The organism is Echinicola pacifica DSM 19836, from assembly GCF_000373245.1.
GTDB lineage: Bacteria > Bacteroidota > Bacteroidia > Cytophagales > Cyclobacteriaceae > Echinicola > Echinicola pacifica.
This window is the reverse complement of sequence record NZ_KB890738.1, coordinates 350,722-366,400: the sequence shown is the minus strand read 5'-3', so window position 1 is coordinate 366,400 and position 15,679 is coordinate 350,722. Positions and strand designations below refer to the sequence as shown.

At 45.5% G+C, this 15,679-nt stretch carries 11 protein-coding genes; 3 read left to right on the top strand and 8 right to left on the bottom strand.

The window, feature by feature from the left end; translation table 11 throughout:
* Positions 1–88 precede the first annotated feature (88 nt).
* The 3 genes from B050_RS0101560 to B050_RS0101545 form a co-directional block, all read right to left on the bottom strand.
* A complete protein-coding gene (locus tag B050_RS0101560; RefSeq protein WP_157492484.1) occupies positions 89–2,644 on the bottom strand; it encodes a hypothetical protein in 2,556 nt (851 codons plus the stop codon).
* 486 nt (positions 2,645–3,130) lie between these two features.
* The gene (gene rho, locus B050_RS0101555) at positions 3,131–4,972 is read right to left on the bottom strand and encodes a transcription termination factor Rho (protein WP_018472111.1); all 1,842 of its coding nucleotides are present in this window, start codon (positions 4,970–4,972) and stop codon (positions 3,131–3,133) included.
* 819 nt (positions 4,973–5,791) lie between these two features.
* A complete protein-coding gene (locus B050_RS0101545) occupies positions 5,792–6,559 on the bottom strand; it encodes a hypothetical protein (protein WP_018472109.1) in 768 nt (255 codons plus the stop codon).
* Positions 6,560–6,640: 81 nt separating this feature from the next.
* On the opposite strand from B050_RS0101545, the gene B050_RS0101540 reads away from it, so the two are divergent.
* Together B050_RS0101540 and chrA are read left to right on the top strand one after the other, a co-directional pair.
* Positions 6,641–7,621, top strand: a complete 981-nt coding sequence (locus B050_RS0101540; RefSeq protein WP_018472108.1) for an isopenicillin N synthase family dioxygenase — start codon at positions 6,641–6,643, stop codon at positions 7,619–7,621.
* Positions 7,622–7,627: 6 nt separating this feature from the next.
* Positions 7,628–8,839 carry a chromate efflux transporter gene (chrA, locus tag B050_RS0101535; protein WP_018472107.1) on the top strand — a complete coding sequence of 404 codons (1,212 nt, stop codon included), beginning with the start codon at positions 7,628–7,630 and terminating at the stop codon, positions 8,837–8,839.
* A gap of 141 nt (positions 8,840–8,980) precedes the next feature.
* On the opposite strand, the gene B050_RS21945 is transcribed toward chrA, so the two are convergent.
* Together B050_RS21945 and B050_RS0101525 are read right to left on the bottom strand one after the other, a co-directional pair.
* Complete coding sequence (locus B050_RS21945) at positions 8,981–9,847, bottom strand: lysylphosphatidylglycerol synthase transmembrane domain-containing protein (protein ID WP_018472106.1); 867 nt, start codon at positions 9,845–9,847, stop codon at positions 8,981–8,983.
* Positions 9,840–10,781, bottom strand: coding sequence for a glycosyltransferase family 2 protein (locus tag B050_RS0101525; protein ID WP_018472105.1), 942 nt, complete (start codon positions 10,779–10,781; stop codon positions 9,840–9,842). Before B050_RS0101525 ends, B050_RS21945 begins: the two co-directional genes overlap by 8 nt.
* A gap of 122 nt (positions 10,782–10,903) precedes the next feature.
* Here B050_RS0101525 and B050_RS0101520 point away from each other — a divergent pair, with 122 nt between their 5' ends.
* Positions 10,904–12,505 (top strand): ArnT family glycosyltransferase, encoded by a 1,602-nt coding sequence (locus B050_RS0101520; RefSeq protein WP_018472104.1) that lies wholly within the window; start codon positions 10,904–10,906, stop codon positions 12,503–12,505.
* Positions 12,506–12,771: 266 nt separating this feature from the next.
* On the opposite strand, the gene B050_RS0101510 is transcribed toward B050_RS0101520, so the two are convergent.
* The 3 genes from B050_RS0101510 to hpf form a co-directional block, all read right to left on the bottom strand.
* Positions 12,772–14,283: an ArnT family glycosyltransferase gene (locus B050_RS0101510; protein ID WP_018472102.1), complete on the bottom strand. Its 1,512-nt coding sequence runs from the start codon at positions 14,281–14,283 to the stop codon at positions 12,772–12,774.
* A gap of 212 nt (positions 14,284–14,495) precedes the next feature.
* Positions 14,496–15,212 carry a phosphatase PAP2 family protein gene (locus B050_RS0101505; protein WP_018472101.1) on the bottom strand — a complete coding sequence of 239 codons (717 nt, stop codon included), beginning with the start codon at positions 15,210–15,212 and terminating at the stop codon, positions 14,496–14,498.
* 133 nt (positions 15,213–15,345) lie between these two features.
* Positions 15,346–15,651: a ribosome hibernation-promoting factor, HPF/YfiA family gene (gene hpf / locus B050_RS0101500; protein ID WP_018472100.1), complete on the bottom strand. Its 306-nt coding sequence runs from the start codon at positions 15,649–15,651 to the stop codon at positions 15,346–15,348.
* Between the last annotated feature and the right edge of the window lie 28 nt (positions 15,652–15,679).

Genomic DNA, 15,679 nt, shown 5'->3' with positions numbered 1-15,679 from the left:
ACTAAAGCGTGATTTACCCTTTTATTCCCTGTTTAATTTAGCGCAAATACCAGGCCAGAACCCTGGGCAATTCAAATTGCAATGGGTACTAGCGTAGCATCAGCTTTAGGCGCTCGGTATGATCAGCCCAGAGAACCTCCACGATCACTAATCCCGAAGGAAAGGCCGTCAAGGTCTCCTGAATGCTCTGGCTGAGTAGGTTAGGGCTACTGACAGAATAGAGGTCAGTGCTCATGAGGGAGCTTACCAGGCGGTAGTGCAGGGGCTCTCCATTATAACTGCTGAATTTGTTTAGAGCAATATTGATTTCACTGGCATGGCCGGGATTGGGGTAGATGCTCCAAGTGGGGCCTTCGGAAGTTTGCACAGGCATCTGCGCTGCCAATACGGAGCTATAACTGTCGCTGCCATCGAGATCTACCTGACGGATGCGGTAGTACCATTTCCCAGAGTTTTGACTGGCGGTGGCATCCTCAAAATTATAATCAATGGCCTCGTCTGACCAGCCTATGGCCGTTACCTCGCCGATTTTTATGAAGTCTGATAGGCCTAATGTGGATCGCTCGATTTCATAATGACTATTTTCCCATTCCTTTGCCACGGTCCATTCCAGGGCGATGACGTTTTTCTGCTCGTTATATTCTGCCTCAAAATCCTCCCAGATTACAGGTAGGGTTCCCATAGTTCTTAATCCAAAATTGGCTTCCACCACAGAGGTGTTTTCTAAGGAAAATGCACCCAGGACTCCGTCATTTCCATAGAGATTTACGCCGGGCTCTGTACCTAGTTGCTCCCCGCTGTTTTCCCAGTGCTGAGGAAGGGAGGGTAGCGGGCTAGGCTCGCCATGAGCTGCATTGCTGGTGGAGAGCACCGCCTTATAGTTGCCATCTGGAATGTGGTCTATAGAATAGCATCCATCAGAAGCTACAGCTGCGGAGTTGATGACTTTATCATCGGCGTCCACGATGAGGACATAGAGTTGTCCTTCCAGATTGGTGCCGATGCCTGATACTAAGCCATCCTCCAGGCCATTATCATCCTCATATACATTGCCCTGATAAGTAAGGTATAGGTATTCATCTTCTTCCTGAACCTCGGCATAGTAGGAGGCTGCCCAGGTGTTGATGGTGTTTTTTTCGCCAAAACCCTTATTACTATCGGAATGCCAGATATGAGACGTTCCAGCCTCGCCAGTGACATTCACCTCTGCAGATACTGCACTGGTGCCTGATGTGGAGGTGATGGCCGAGAAGCCAGGCTCCCCGTCTCGAGGAAGTGGAGAGTCGTCCCAATAGATGGCATTGTCCTCAGGGTTGCCGGGGCGTACATTGGTGATGGTGATGCCAAGACTCTGCTCCATATCATATACTGGAAAGTGGACAGGGGCAAATATCACGGCTGCAAACACGCCAATTTTTGAGCCACTGGTGACCACATCGCCATTGGCATCCTTGCCATCCCAATAGATCTGGTAATTTCCACTGGCATCATACCTTTCACTGATGACAATGTCGATTCCCTCGTCATAGGTATTATTGCCGTCCAGATCGATCAGCACATCCACGATACCAGGAAGGCTGATGCTGATATCCACCCAGGCATGTCCACCATTTCCGATAGGCTCTTTTTCCTCATAGGTGATATTCAAAGAGGCGTTTGGTACATCGGTGGTTGGCCAAAATTCAAGGTCCGGATCATTAAGGAATAATGGGTACTGATAGTTGCTGGATACTCCAATGATAGATTTTCTGTTTTCCACGTGGCTTCCGGTGTCATTTCTCGGGCCATCCTGATTGGCAAAGAAATTTACATATCCTCCGTTTGAGCGACCAAAGTTGGCATTTTTCACAAAATACTGATCGCCTGTTCCTCCGAAATTATCATCTACAGGAACGTAAAATCCAAAATTATCATGAAAAGAGTATTGGTTGGTTTGGCCCAGTTCTACGGCCAATTCATTGAAGACACTCCAGTATTTACAGTAGAGTCTTCCTGGTTTTTCTATGGATCCTTCGGCCACGGTGACATCCCAATAGCTCATTTTGAAGGAGTCGTCACCGGAGATTTCTACCCAGAATGCGCGATCTGCGCCAGTGTCATTGGTGAAGGAGTAAGCGCTGTATCCTCCGGAATTACCTGGAAGGGCGGTAGGTCCGATCGCTGCGGCCATTCCGTTGGCTGGGCGGCCGGTGGTGCCTCCGGCAGATTTGGCATTATAGCTTTCGTCATCTTTCAATCGGTACGATGGTCCGCTGGTGGCCTGAGGGAAGAAGCCAGTGTCTGAGCTATCATAATACCAACGTACCCTGATAGTATTGGCTCCGTCAAATTTCCGGAATCCCCAATAGACTGTTTCGCCATCTTTCACATATACGTACATGCGGTGATCTGGATTATAGTTGGGGACGGTGGAGGGCAGCATCATATATCCTCTGGATCCGTAGCCGTGGTTATTGGTGGCGCTATTGGCTTCGCTGTATTCGGGAATCCATAACCAGCTTTGGCGATCTGTGGCGGTACCCCAGGTGCCGGATCCCTCGGCCATGGCAGGCAGAGTAGTGGAAACAAAGAATACTCCTAAGCAGAATAGTGCTAGGAGTATCTTTAGTAATTGTGGTAAATAGTTGGTTGTTGTATCGTTCATGCCATCACCATGGTTATTGGCTAAGATGTCATTATTGTTTTTGGTTTCAATTTGCTTCTTCAACTCTTCCATCAGGATCATTCTTCACTCGAATCTGTCTTTGTTCTGAAGTGCAAAAATCAAGGAACCTTTAATCGGAAGTTACTGGTTTGGGTCTAGTGATTTTGACCAGTTGCCTTGCGATTATTAAGGGTTAATTTTGGGTAATTGTAAAACCTTGATTAGTTCTTTTGCCTTGCGGCGACAATTAGAGAATTGCCCGATCGCTGTCATGGGTTTGTGCCTAACCCTCTGAATAATACGATCTTTGGTGATCAACGTTTTATATCACATAGATAAAACAAAAAGTAATAAAATAAAAATTTTACCAAATAATATTTTAAAAAGCATATTTTTGGTAAAAAACGACAGAAAACAAAATTCATAATCCACAAAAAAGCCCCAAGCTTTTAAGCTTGGGGCTGGTAATTTTAGCATACTTTAACATTAGCCATTCATGCTGATCAAAAATTCAGCATTATCGCGGGTTCCTTTCATACGTTGAAGAAGGAATTCCATGGCTTCCTGTGAGGTCATATCGGACATCAGCTTACGCAGAATCCAGATTCTTTGCATCTCTTCTTTTTCCATCAATAGGTCTTCTCTTCGAGTTCCAGATCCTGGCACATCGATAGCTGGATAGATACGTCTGTTGGAGAGTTTTCTGTCCAGGCTAAGTTCCATATTTCCAGTACCTTTGAATTCTTCGAAGATCACCTCGTCCATCTTAGAGCCAGTTTCCACTAGGGCTGTAGCAATGATGGTAAGTGAGCCTCCGTTTTCTACGTTTCTGGCTGCGCCAAAGAAGCGCTTAGGTTTATGAAGAGCGTTGGCATCTACACCACCGGAAAGGATCTTTCCTGAGGAAGGGACCACCGTATTATAGGCTCTTGCCAGACGAGTGATGGAGTCCAGTAGGATCACGACATCGTGTCCACATTCTACCATTCTCTTGGCTTTTTCCAGTACCATTGAGGATACTTTTACATGTCTCTCAGCCTGCTCATCAAAAGTAGAGGAGATCACTTCTGCTTTTACAGAACGCGCCATATCCGTTACTTCTTCTGGTCGCTCATCGATCAGCAAGATCATAAGGTGACATTCAGGGTGGTTTTCTGCGATGGCGTTGGCGATCTTTTGTAGCAATACCGTTTTACCCGTTTTTGGCTGGGCTACGATCATGCCACGTTGTCCTTTTCCGATTGGGGCAAATAAATCCACGATTCTAGTGGAGAGATTATCTGCTCGAGTGGTGAGGTTTAATCTTTCTTCTGGGAATAAAGGGGTAAGGTATTCAAAAGGAATCCGATCACGGATCTCCTCAGTGGTCTTACCATTCACAGAAGATACCTTTAATAAGGCAAAATATTTTTCTCCTTCTTTTGGAGGTCTGATTTGACCTTTGATATTATCTCCCGTTTTCAGGCCAAAAAGCTTGATCTGCGATGGAGAAACATAAATATCATCTGGAGAAGCGAGGTAGTTATAATCCAGAGAACGAAGGAAGCCATATCCGTCGGACATGATCTCAAGTACTCCTTCATTTTCTATAATTCCGTCAAATTCCTTTACGGCCACGGAATATTTTTTCTTCATCCCACCACCAGTAGAAGGCTGGCTATCATCTGGCTGGGTGTCTTTAAAGTTCTTACGCTTAGGAAGTTCGACTTCAGTTTCCTGGCCTCTTTCGGTAGCGATTCTTTGAGCTTCTTCGTCCACGACGGCTTTGCGTCTCGGTCGGAAGCTGCGTGATTTGCCGTCATCTGCATTGGGCTGATCGCCAGGAGTAGGCTCAGATTTTGCGGCAGGTCTTGGTTCTGCTTTAGGGGCAGGCTTAGCTTCCACTTTATTTGCTGGCTTCGTCTCTGCTTGAGGTTCCTGCGCTTTGTCATTCGCTCTCTTGCGAGGATTAGGCTTGGGTGGAGCTAGCTTAGCGTCTTTTTTGACAGGTTTGCTATCTTCCTTTACCTCTTCTTTTTTGATCTCAGTCACGTTTTGTCGCTTGAATTTGGGCTTGCTCTCGGCAGGGGCCTCTTTCGGTGATTCTGGGGAGGAAGCTATAGCTTCTTCTTTGGTTTCGGCGACGGATTCGACTTCGGATTTCTCAATTTCTGCTTTGGCGGGCTTTTTCTTAGGAAGGGCTTTTTCAGGGGTGATTGCTTGCTGGTCCAAAATCGCGTAGACTAAGTCATCTTTTTTGAGCGATTTATAATTCTTGACCCCAAGGTCTTCTGCGATCTCCTTCAATTCGGAGAGCAATCTAATTTTTAGTTCTTCAATATTATACATAAAAAACGTATAAGAGGTACTTGATGTGATTAAATAGAAATGAGTACTGTGACTTTATTAATTGATTGGTATAAAAAGGTGTCTTATGAAATAAGATGGACCCACAGGGCGTGGGTTTTGAACTTTTTGACTTCACAATATTACAGTAAGCATTTTTAATACGCAAACTTTTTGCTGTAGGATGTCATTATAACGGTTAAAATACTCATGATCATATACTTTTTGCCAGTAAACTATTAATTTTTACGGCTATTTTTTAGGGGCTAACTGTAAATAAACGCTTTGTTTATAGTGATACTCAGGGGTATGAGAGGGATTAATGTTTAATCGATCTGATTAATCTTTTTTCTTCAATCACTTTATATAATCGAAGGAAAATAATAAGATTAGCTGTACTCTTAAGGTGATATTTAAATAGGCCTTGGATTTGTAAGGCTATTCCTCTGCGCAAATTACAAAATGTGGATTTTCTTTAGCGCCATTCCTATGATGCAATAGCTTATTGCAATCACTGGAATAGGAGCAAGGTAAAACTCTTTTTGCTGATAAGCACCAACTTACCCTTATTATTTACCTTAAAAAGATTGCTAGGTGAATTTATATTTGCCATTTGTGCCAATCAGTTAGCTCCGATTGACTGCAATAGTCCAAGCCCACTATCCGCTAATGCACTATATAATTGCTGCCAAATACTGTTTAATTAAGAAACTCAACTTTTGCTCCCAACGCTATTCCCTTCAATACGCGCATTTGAACTACTACTTACACTAAAAAGTAGATCGACTTTGCGCCGAGCAGGCCTAATTGCCATAGCACCAATTAAGGTTGGATCATGATGGATTTCTGGCACTGGGAATATTTACCGGGTAAGGCTTCTCCCTCCTGATCCACTAGCTGGGCGACTAGCTGGTGCTCTCCAGCTGGAAGCCCATCAATGTGCACTCGTTGGTGATTGTGAGCATTATAGGTATGGCCATTCACGGAGAGACGAACCTTGCTGCCTTTTGGGTCTAGCTCTGCGTCAGTGACGAGGAAGTCCACCACCACCGGCTCTTCCTGAGTGTATTGCTGGTCTTGTCTAGGGAAATTGATCGCCAAAAATGCTGTTTCCTCTTCTGAGGGAGCCGTCACCTCCCCCACGACAAATTCCCTGTCTAGGTAGTTTCCATATTCCTTTAGGGCATAGCCTTCTTCATCCACGAGGAAGGCCACCATTTTATAATGCCCAGCCTCTAGCTCATGCTCAAAAATGGGCATATTATAGCCCGTAGGATCATTTCCATTGACGATGACCATGAGCTGAAAGCCTTTTCTGCCATGCTCAAAGGGGTAGTTTTTTATATTAAATTCAAAGGGAATACTGCCTTCGGCAAACTGCTCGTCCTCTAAGGGGCGATGTAATTCCAGCATAGCATCAGGATGTGGGGCACTTGGGCTGGGAAGGTGAAAATTTACGCTTTCTTCAGGGCTGGGATTAGGGCTGGACTTCTCTGCGCTAAGATTTTGTTGTTGCGAATTGGGTTTAGAATCGCAGGCCCATATCAATGATACTAAGGTTACTAAACAAAGGTTTATTTTAAAGTTCATAAGAATAGGATAATTGGCGTAGCTTAAAGATATTTAATTTTCCTATAAAATTTTTACCTTGCAAGATAAAATGAACCTGACATGAGCGAAATCTTATATAATGAAATTCCATCCTTAGATCTGGCGGATTTTACCAGTGGTGATGCGGCAAAAAAAGCTGCCTTCGTCAATAAACTAGGTGATGCTTACCAAAATATAGGCTTTGTGGCCATTAAGAACCATGGGCTAAGCCAAGAATTGCAAGACAAACTGTATGCTGCCATTCAGCAGTTTTTTGCCTTGGAGGATGAGGTGAAGACCAAGTACGAAAAGCCGGAAATCGGCTATCAGCGTGGCTATACCGGCAAAGGTAAAGAACATGCAAAAGGACGTAACACTGGGGATTTAAAGGAATTTTATCATGTGGGTCAGGATCTTAGTCTTATTCCCGATACTGATCCAATAAAAAAAGAATATCCGGCAAATGTATGGCCATCAGAGGTTCCTGAGTTTCAGGAGGTCGCTCTGGAGGTTTATAATACCATAGAAAATGCCGGTAAGGCCATGCTCCGGGCGATTGCCTTGCATCTGGAGCTAGACGAGGAATATTTTGAAGATAAGGTCGCTTATGGGAATTCCATCCTTCGTCCCATCCATTATTTCCCCATCCAAAATCCCGAGGAAGTGCCTGAAGATGCAGTACGAGCTGCCGAGCACGGCGACATCAATCTGATCACCCTGCTCATGGGGGCAAGTGCAGACGGTCTGCAGGTGTTGAGGAAGGACGGAAAGTGGATTCCTATCACCGCCCTTCCTGATCAATTGGTCGTAAATGTGGGCGATATGCTCGAGCGTCATACCAACAAAAAACTAAAATCTACCATCCACCGTGTGGTCAATCCACCACGTGAAAAAATGAATAGCAGCCGATATTCTATTCCATTTTTTATGCATCCGCGGGCGGAAATGGACCTTACCTGCCTTGCAGACTGTGTAGATGAGCAGCATCCAAAGGCTTTCGACGATGCCACCGCCGGGGAATTCTTGGAAGAGCGTCTGAGAGAACTTGGGCTCCGCAAATAAGCTAAGGTGACCATCCGGAAAGTAAAATATTATCTTTATCTAAAAGATGTGCTCACCTTGTCGGTAACGGCTTTTGGTGGTCCTCAGGCCTTCTTGGCCATGGTGCTGGACATCATGGTTCGTAAGAGACGCTATATTACTGAGGAAGAGCTGTGGGAACTCAACGCCCTCTGCCAGGTACTACCAGGGCCCACTTCCACCCAGACGATCTCCGCTATTGGATATCGGGTGGGTGGACCAAATCTGGCTTACCTCTCGCTGCTGGTATGGATACTGCCTGCCACCATTATCATGACTAGTGCTGCCGTATTGGTGGATTTCTTGCAGACCCAGACGAAAGGGGCCTTGGATTTTGCGAAGTTTATCCAGCCTATGGCCATCGGTTTTATCATCTATGCCGCCCAGAAGACCATCGGAAAGATGGTCAAAACCACCGAGGCCATGATTCTCATGCTGCTATCAGCTTTCGTGGCTTTCTTCTATAATTCCCCCTTTATCTTTCCTATTATGCTGGTGGCCGGAGGGATATCCACCTCCCTCAAATTCAATAAACACCCCAAAATAGAAGAGAAATCCGGGATCAAAATCCAATGGGCAAACTTCCTCCTATGGGGCGGAGTGCTGATTTCTGCCGCTACCCTGGGGCATTTTACGCAATTGCTGCCTATCCGATTATTCGAAAACTTCTATCGTAACGGCAGCTTGATATTCGGCGGTGGACAGGTGCTGGTGCCCTATCTATATACCGAATTTGTGGAATTCAAAGGCTACCTTAGCTCGGAGGAATTCCTGACCGGATATGCGATTTCTCAGGGAGTCCCTGGCCCCACATTCAGCATTAGCTCTTATATCGGTGCCCTGTCCATGAGGGAAATGGGACTGGGAGGCGCCATTACCGGTGGCCTGATTGCCGCTGCGGGGATCTTCCTGCCAGGTACCTTCCTGATCTTCTTCGTCATTCGGTTTTGGGACGAACTGAAGAAATACCGTCCTGTACGCGCTGCGCTGGAGGGAATCAATGCCGTCAGCTGTGGGATGCTTATCGCTGCCGCTTACCTGCTCTTTGAGCCCATGCCTGCCAATACCTTCAATATTCTCGCCATCATCGGCACTTATCTCCTGCTTCAATTTACCAAAATCCCCTCCCCATTTATCATCATCGGGGGCATAGTGGTGGGACTGGGATATCAACTGGTCGTGAATAACCTGATCGGATGATCACCTTTTTTTGGCCCAGGCCAATTATAAAAAATCAGGGCGGTAATCTATTGCATTGACCTATGCGTCTGATTATTTCAGCCTTGTCTGAAGCAGCAATAAATGACCTGAATCCTGCATTCGTAGGCTATGGATGGAGGATTATTTCTGAGAAGGATCGTCCATTTTGAGGCCTGCCCCGACGAGGGAGACGGCTGCGGATATCAGGAAAAATAATAAACTAAAGGCCACCGCAGCGTTTTTGTCTATGCCCATATAATCATGGCTAAGAATAAATACGAGTTCCCTAGCCCCGACCCCACCGATGGTCAAGGGCAATACAGCCACAATGGAGGAGACCAAAAACACAAATTGATAGGCGATCAGCTGGGTATGAATGCTAAGTGCCAGCAAAATAAAATAAGCACATACGAGCTGAGAGCCCTGCACCATCAAAGACAAACCAGCGGTCTTGAGAAAGGAAGTTTTGAATGATGGAAACCACCCTCTTACCATCAGCCAAAATGCCACAGGCACAGCTACCAAGCCCAAATAGGCGATCCAATCGGGATCTAGCCAGCTGGGGGGCTGCCAGTCGAGGTCCACAAAAAACCAAAGCACCAGCATCAGCCATACCAAGGCGGCCAGGCCACTCAGCCGGTCCAGTAATGCTGCCGCCACGAGCTTCTTGCCTTTCACGGCATAGCGCTTCTTCAGCCAATATACCTTATAGCCATCACCACCTATTCCCCCGGGGAGAAATAGATTATAAAACATTCCAATCCAATAAAGTTTGAGGTTTTGGCGCTCGACAAGCTGCAATCCTAGATCGCGGAAATAACAGTTGAGTCGAAGGGAAGAAATGACCTTGGATAGCGCAAAAAAAGCAATAGCGGCAAGCAGGTAAGGAACCTGGAGCTTCTTTACCAAGCTCCAGGTTTCTTCTAAGTCGATCTTCCGAAATACCAGGTAGATGGCCGCTCCCGTAAGGAGCAGTTTGAGGGCCAGCTTTAAGGCTTTTTTATTCACCTTGATAGACTTCTTTTACGGTATAAGTTTTCTTGTCTTGCGACTCGAAATATGTTCTTACAATGATCTCTGCGACCAGACCGGTGGTGATCAGCTGTAGGCCACCGAGGACCAGAATCAATCCTACCAGCAGGATAGGCCTGCCCCATATGTCTTCCCCGAGGAGCTTGAGCACCAGCAGGTACATATTGATCAAAATTCCCGTGATCATGGCCAGCAATCCCAGTCCGCCAAAGAGATGTATAGGACGCTGGAGGTATTTTTGGAAAAACAGCATCAAAATAAGATCGGCCAGGACCTTGAAGGTCCTGTTCAGGCCATACTTTGAGGTGCCGTGGATACGAGCATGATGTTTTACATCCACTTCGGTCATTCGGGCGCCTTGCTGCTTTGCCAGCACGGGGATGAAGCGGTGAAGCTCACCATATAGCCCCATATTCTGTGCGATATGTGCCTTATATACACGCAGACTGCAGCCATAATCTTTGAGATAAACCTTGGTAGTATTACGAATCATCCAGTTGGCAAATTTGCTAGGGATCTTACGAAGAACAAACCCATCCTGACGATTGGCACGTACACCAGCGACCACGTCCCAATCCTCGTCTATTGCTTTCTGAAGCATCATAGGGATATCGGAGGGGTCGTTTTGGAGGTCGCCATCCATGGTGACGATGTACTCGCCTTTGGCATAATCGATGCCTGCGGCAAGAGCAGTGGTCTGCCCGTAGTTCATATTAAAAATCAGAACCCGAGTACGGTCATTAGACCATTGTTTTGCTTCCGCAACAGTCCTATCCGTAGAGCCATCATCCACCAGGATTAGTTCGTATTCTATACCTGATAGGGAAGTGTAAATTGCGTCTAGCAGAGGCTTGATATTGTCCTCTTCATTATAAACAGTGACTACTAAGGAGAGCTGTAAGGGGATCATACGTTAAAATTTGCTCAAAATTACGGCTTTTTTGACCCCTCACCAAGCCGTATAATCAAAACCTAACGGTTTGTTAACGCTTTAGTGACATTTGGCTGCCCAGGCATCGGTAATTTAGCTCTATGGAAAAGCCTGCTAATAAATGGATTGTCGCCGAGCGACTGCTTCTAGTCGTGGCCCTAATCCTGCATTTTTCGAATCTCCAAGGCTTGAGTATTTATGCCCTGGATGAGGCAAAAAATGCTACTGCCGCCATAGAGATGATGCATCACCATGAATGGGTAATTCCGACCTTCAATGGGGAGTACCGCTTTGATAAACCTCCCCTTCATTATTATTTCTTCATTTTGGCCTATAAGATCTTTGGCATCAATGAGTTTGCCGCAAGGTTTTTTCCTGCATTATTTGGCTTCCTGACCACTTATATGGTGTATCGATTTGTGCGCAAACAGGCGGGAGTGAAGGCGGGGCTATTTACGCTGCTGGCCTTGAGCTCTTCCCTGCACTGGTATATACAGTTTCATATGGCCGTGCCAGACCCTTTCCTGATTTTCTTTATGTGCGCCGGGATGTTGTCTTTTTATCGCTGGACCTTATCTGGATTTAGGAATACACCTTTGATGTTGATTACTTATACCTCATTAGCATTGGCGGTGCTCAGCAAGGGGCCTGTGGGGGTGCTGATTCCCTTTATCGCCTTGCTCAGTTATGGGCTGATCAGTCAGATGCTTAATGGGAAGCGCTTGTTGAGGATTTTTAACCCGCTAGGACTGGCGGTATTTTTTGCGATAGCCCTTCCCTGGTATGTGCTGGTGGCCATCAAGACGGATGGAGTATGGTTGCAGGAGTTTTTTTTTAAGCATAATCTAGGCCGCTTTTCGGCGCCTATGGAAGGGCATGGGGGCGGTTTTTGGCTCACCTGGGGCTATGTGATTGCAGGGATGCTCCCCTTTGCGGTGTTTCTGCCGCAGAGTGTTTGGTATAGCATTAAGTTTCGAGCACAGCGGGTGACGACTTTTGCCCTGGTGGTAGCGGCGACCATTGTCCTTTTCTTCATGTTCGCAGGGACCAAGCTTCCCAATTATACCGTGCCCGCCTATCCATTTTTGGCAATTTTGGTGGGCTGCTATTTGGGGAGACTAAAGAAGCATCAGCTTCGAAAAGCGATGTTCTGGCCCAGTCTGATATATGTGATTTTGCTAATTATTCTTCCATTTACCATTTATTATGGGCTAAAATCAGATCCTTCCCTGACAATAAAACCGGCTTTGTTTATAGCTTTTGCAAGCCCATGGATGGTGCTGCCATTAATTTATTATTCTTATAAGCAGCGGCAACTGGGAAGACTAGCCGCTAGTATGGGGGGAGGATTTATCGTGGTGACACTGGTGTTTTTTTGGTATGGATTTCCTATGCTGGACCAGCAGAACCCTGTATTGGCGGCGAAGCTTGCTGAGGTGAAGTCGGGAGAAGTGTTTTATTATAAAATATTTAATCCGGGCTTCTCTTTTTACCTTCAACGTCCCATCGAGGACCTGATGAAAGTGCCGGATCCACCCAGGGCTGATGGCTTCTTAATTACCCGTAAGCGGTTTTTGTCTGAGCTGGATCATCTTGGGCTTCATTATGAGATCATCCATGAGGGGAAGGACCTCTTTGAGCCGCCCATTACCGTGGTGCTGAAGCTCATGCCTGCCTCCTTAGATAGTGATCCAGATCTTTAGGCTTCCCTTTACCTGATTTGGGAGTTGATTTTTTGCCTGGCGGCAAAAATATAGCTTCACTTCCAGCTATTTATCGAAGATCTGAAGTCAGGAAGCTCCCAATCCCAGCAGACCCTTAGGTGGTTATTTCCTACTAAGTTTTCTCCACAGTGACCTTCAAAGAAGCCCCGGGGAATAATGATTTTAATCCACTGAGCCGCTGAGGGTATAGAAATGATCGCTAAATTTTTTGCCATCCCTAAATCCCCGCCAGCAAGTTCTAGGGTTTAATAGGAAGTAGTTTTTACTTCCTCGATATGGTGGAGATTCTCATAGACTTCTATGCTAAAAACCCGTACTGTATCCCCTCGGTAACTGGCATATTGGGTTTCCTTATGAAGTAATCTATCAAAACCCTTCCCCACTTCAGGGCGTTCGGTGGTATTCCACTGGACGAATATCCCGGTATAAGCTTGGTTTTCGAACTGCCCTATTCCGGGCCAGAGGTCAAATTGATTTTTTCTACGGCCTAGGTTTATAGTATAGGTCTGTGGGTTTCCTTCTACATAAAAGGCCAATTCTGAGGCAATATGATAGCTATCACTGAAAATAAAATGAGGTCCTATTTGCAGGGAATCGATCAGGGTATCCACGCGTTCCCCGAGTTCATGATATCCCGCCAGTCGGGCCAAAGGATCCTTGTCTGGTCTCAGGACTTTCTTGAAACCTACGGTGTCAAGGACTGCAGGTTTCATGATCAAGACCAGCAGAATCCCTGAAATCGCCGTGGCATATATCGCATATTTGCGCCAGCTGGCCGAAGCAAGATGAAGGACATAAGCCATGGCAAGGCTGAGATTTACATAAGCAAAGGCAGGCCAATTTACCTCAACCCGCTTAAAGATGGAGATCATAAAGAACAATGCCCATACGAGAACTGCGGGAAGCAGGATAAATAACAGTTGCCTTTCCTTCAGCTTAACCATTCGGCGAATGGACATGAATAAGAAAGGAATAAAAAAGGCGGATATAATCGCCAGCTGCCCACCGGCATATTCAGAGATGTATTTTATGGATTCTCCCGGATCAAAGGGTTTGCTCTCGCCTTCTACGCCACCAAGGGTGCCAACGTGACGGAAGGTCACGAAGTCATTCTGAAAGTTCCAGACCAGAATCGGGATGAATGATAGCCCAAAAACCAGGCAAAACAGGTAAAAGCCTTTTTGCTTTAGCTGCTTGGCATCAGTAAGAAGGAGGTATAAGAAAATCAGAGGAATGGCCAAAACCATGGTGTTTTTTGAGAGCATGCCCATGGCGCTGGCTAATCCAGCGTAAATCCAGTGGCTGGTTTTCTGTGTCTCTGTAGCCATCCACAGCCAGTAGAAGCTCAGGGCCCAAAAGAATAAGAGGGAAGAATCCGTGGTATGAAAGAAAGAGGCCAGATGAAAATAAGGCATCACCACCAGCATTAAAGCCGCCCAAAAGCCTATTTTTGCCTCGCTGAACATCTTCTGTCCGAGCTCAAAAACTATCCATGCCGTGCCGGCGGAGAACAAGACGGCGCTTAGCCTCACCGCTACCCCCGTATTCCCAAAAATACCCGTGAAGATATAGTTGTAAACAGCCACCATCAGTGGCTTGGAATAATAATTCCAATCCATATTTTGAGACCATAACCAATATTGGGTCTCCTCAGAAAATAAACTGAGGGGGCTGGTGGCTGTAAATAGAATTTTGAAAAAGGAAATCACCGCCAAAATGATTAGCAGGTAAATTCTATAGCTCTTGGTGTCTTTCATTTTTAGTTATTTTCACTAGAAAAGGGTGGTAAACCTGATTCCTAGCACAAAACTGCCAAAAAGCGCTAACAAAACCACTAATTAAAGCCAAAAAGCTTTTATATATACCCTTCAGCTTTATTAGGAAAAGTACCTCAGGGATCAGTTTCTGATTCAGATCTGGCGGGGAAGTACAAGGGGAGAACCTTGCTTTGGTTAGGGAAGAGTAGGGTTTAGAATGGCCATTTCCATTGGCGAATATCCACTTTTATGGTTTGGTATCCGGGGTGTAAGTCGGAGAGTGGAACTTTCTTTTTGCGAATTAGGCCTTTTTTGAAAGCTTTTCCTTTCAGCTGAGTCCGCACCACCCAGCGGGCGGCCATGGCAGAGCCCACTCCAATCATGGAGCCCACGAGGACGTCACCGATAAAATGCTGCATTAGATATACCCTGCTAAACCCTGCTAGAATTGCAAGTCCGGCGAAAATAAATTGTAATGGAAAGTTTTTGCGGTAGAGCATGGCAAGCATCGTCATAAGAGCAAAAGCAGTGGCAGTGTGGCCGGAAGGAAAGGAGTGCCAATGGTATAAGGGAACCCCAGCTACTTGCACGAGGTCAATGTCCTTGAAGAATTCGGCTGGTCTTGGTGAACCTGCAAATACAAAGCGCTTAAGGATCACACAGGCCAGCATATGAATGGCGGCCGTGAAGACGCATAGCAGGGCATGAGAAAATCGATAGATCAATAAGATGGGAAATACCACCAGAAAAACCAGGCCATCACCTAAGTGGGTGATCCAGGAAAAAAATAAATCGGCTGTAAAAAAGTGATGCCGATTCAAAAAAAGCTCATAATCCCCTTTGGGCGCATTCAGTAAAACAATCCCGCCAATTATCAAAGTGAAAAAATAGATAAATAAGAATACTTCAGGTATAGATTTCTTTTTCATTCATCATTGTTTATCCAAAGGTATAAAGTGCAGAGCAAATGGTGGTTAAGCTAAGATCATGGCTAGGTTAAAAAAACAAAACCCGCTCACTTGAGCGGGTTTTGATTGCATTATTTGGAATTGGGTTATATTGTCATTGTCTAGCTAATACTAGCTTTTCTTTAAACTTCTTGATTTGACGGCGAAGACCTTCTACTGCATCATCTGTAGCAGCTTCAAAGGAGTCAGCTTGGTTTTTGGCAAACAGCTGCTTGCCGGGGAGATTGAGTTTTATTTCTACGATTTTATTTTCGTTTTTTTCATTTTTGTCTAGCCTTAAAAACACCTCTCCGTCGATGATGTTATCATAAAACGTATCCAGCTTATCGGCTTTTTTCTGAATAAAGTCTATCAACTTTTGATCAGCGTCGAAATGGATGGAATGCATTTGTAATTTCATAGTGTTAACAGTTTAAAAGTTAAACTTT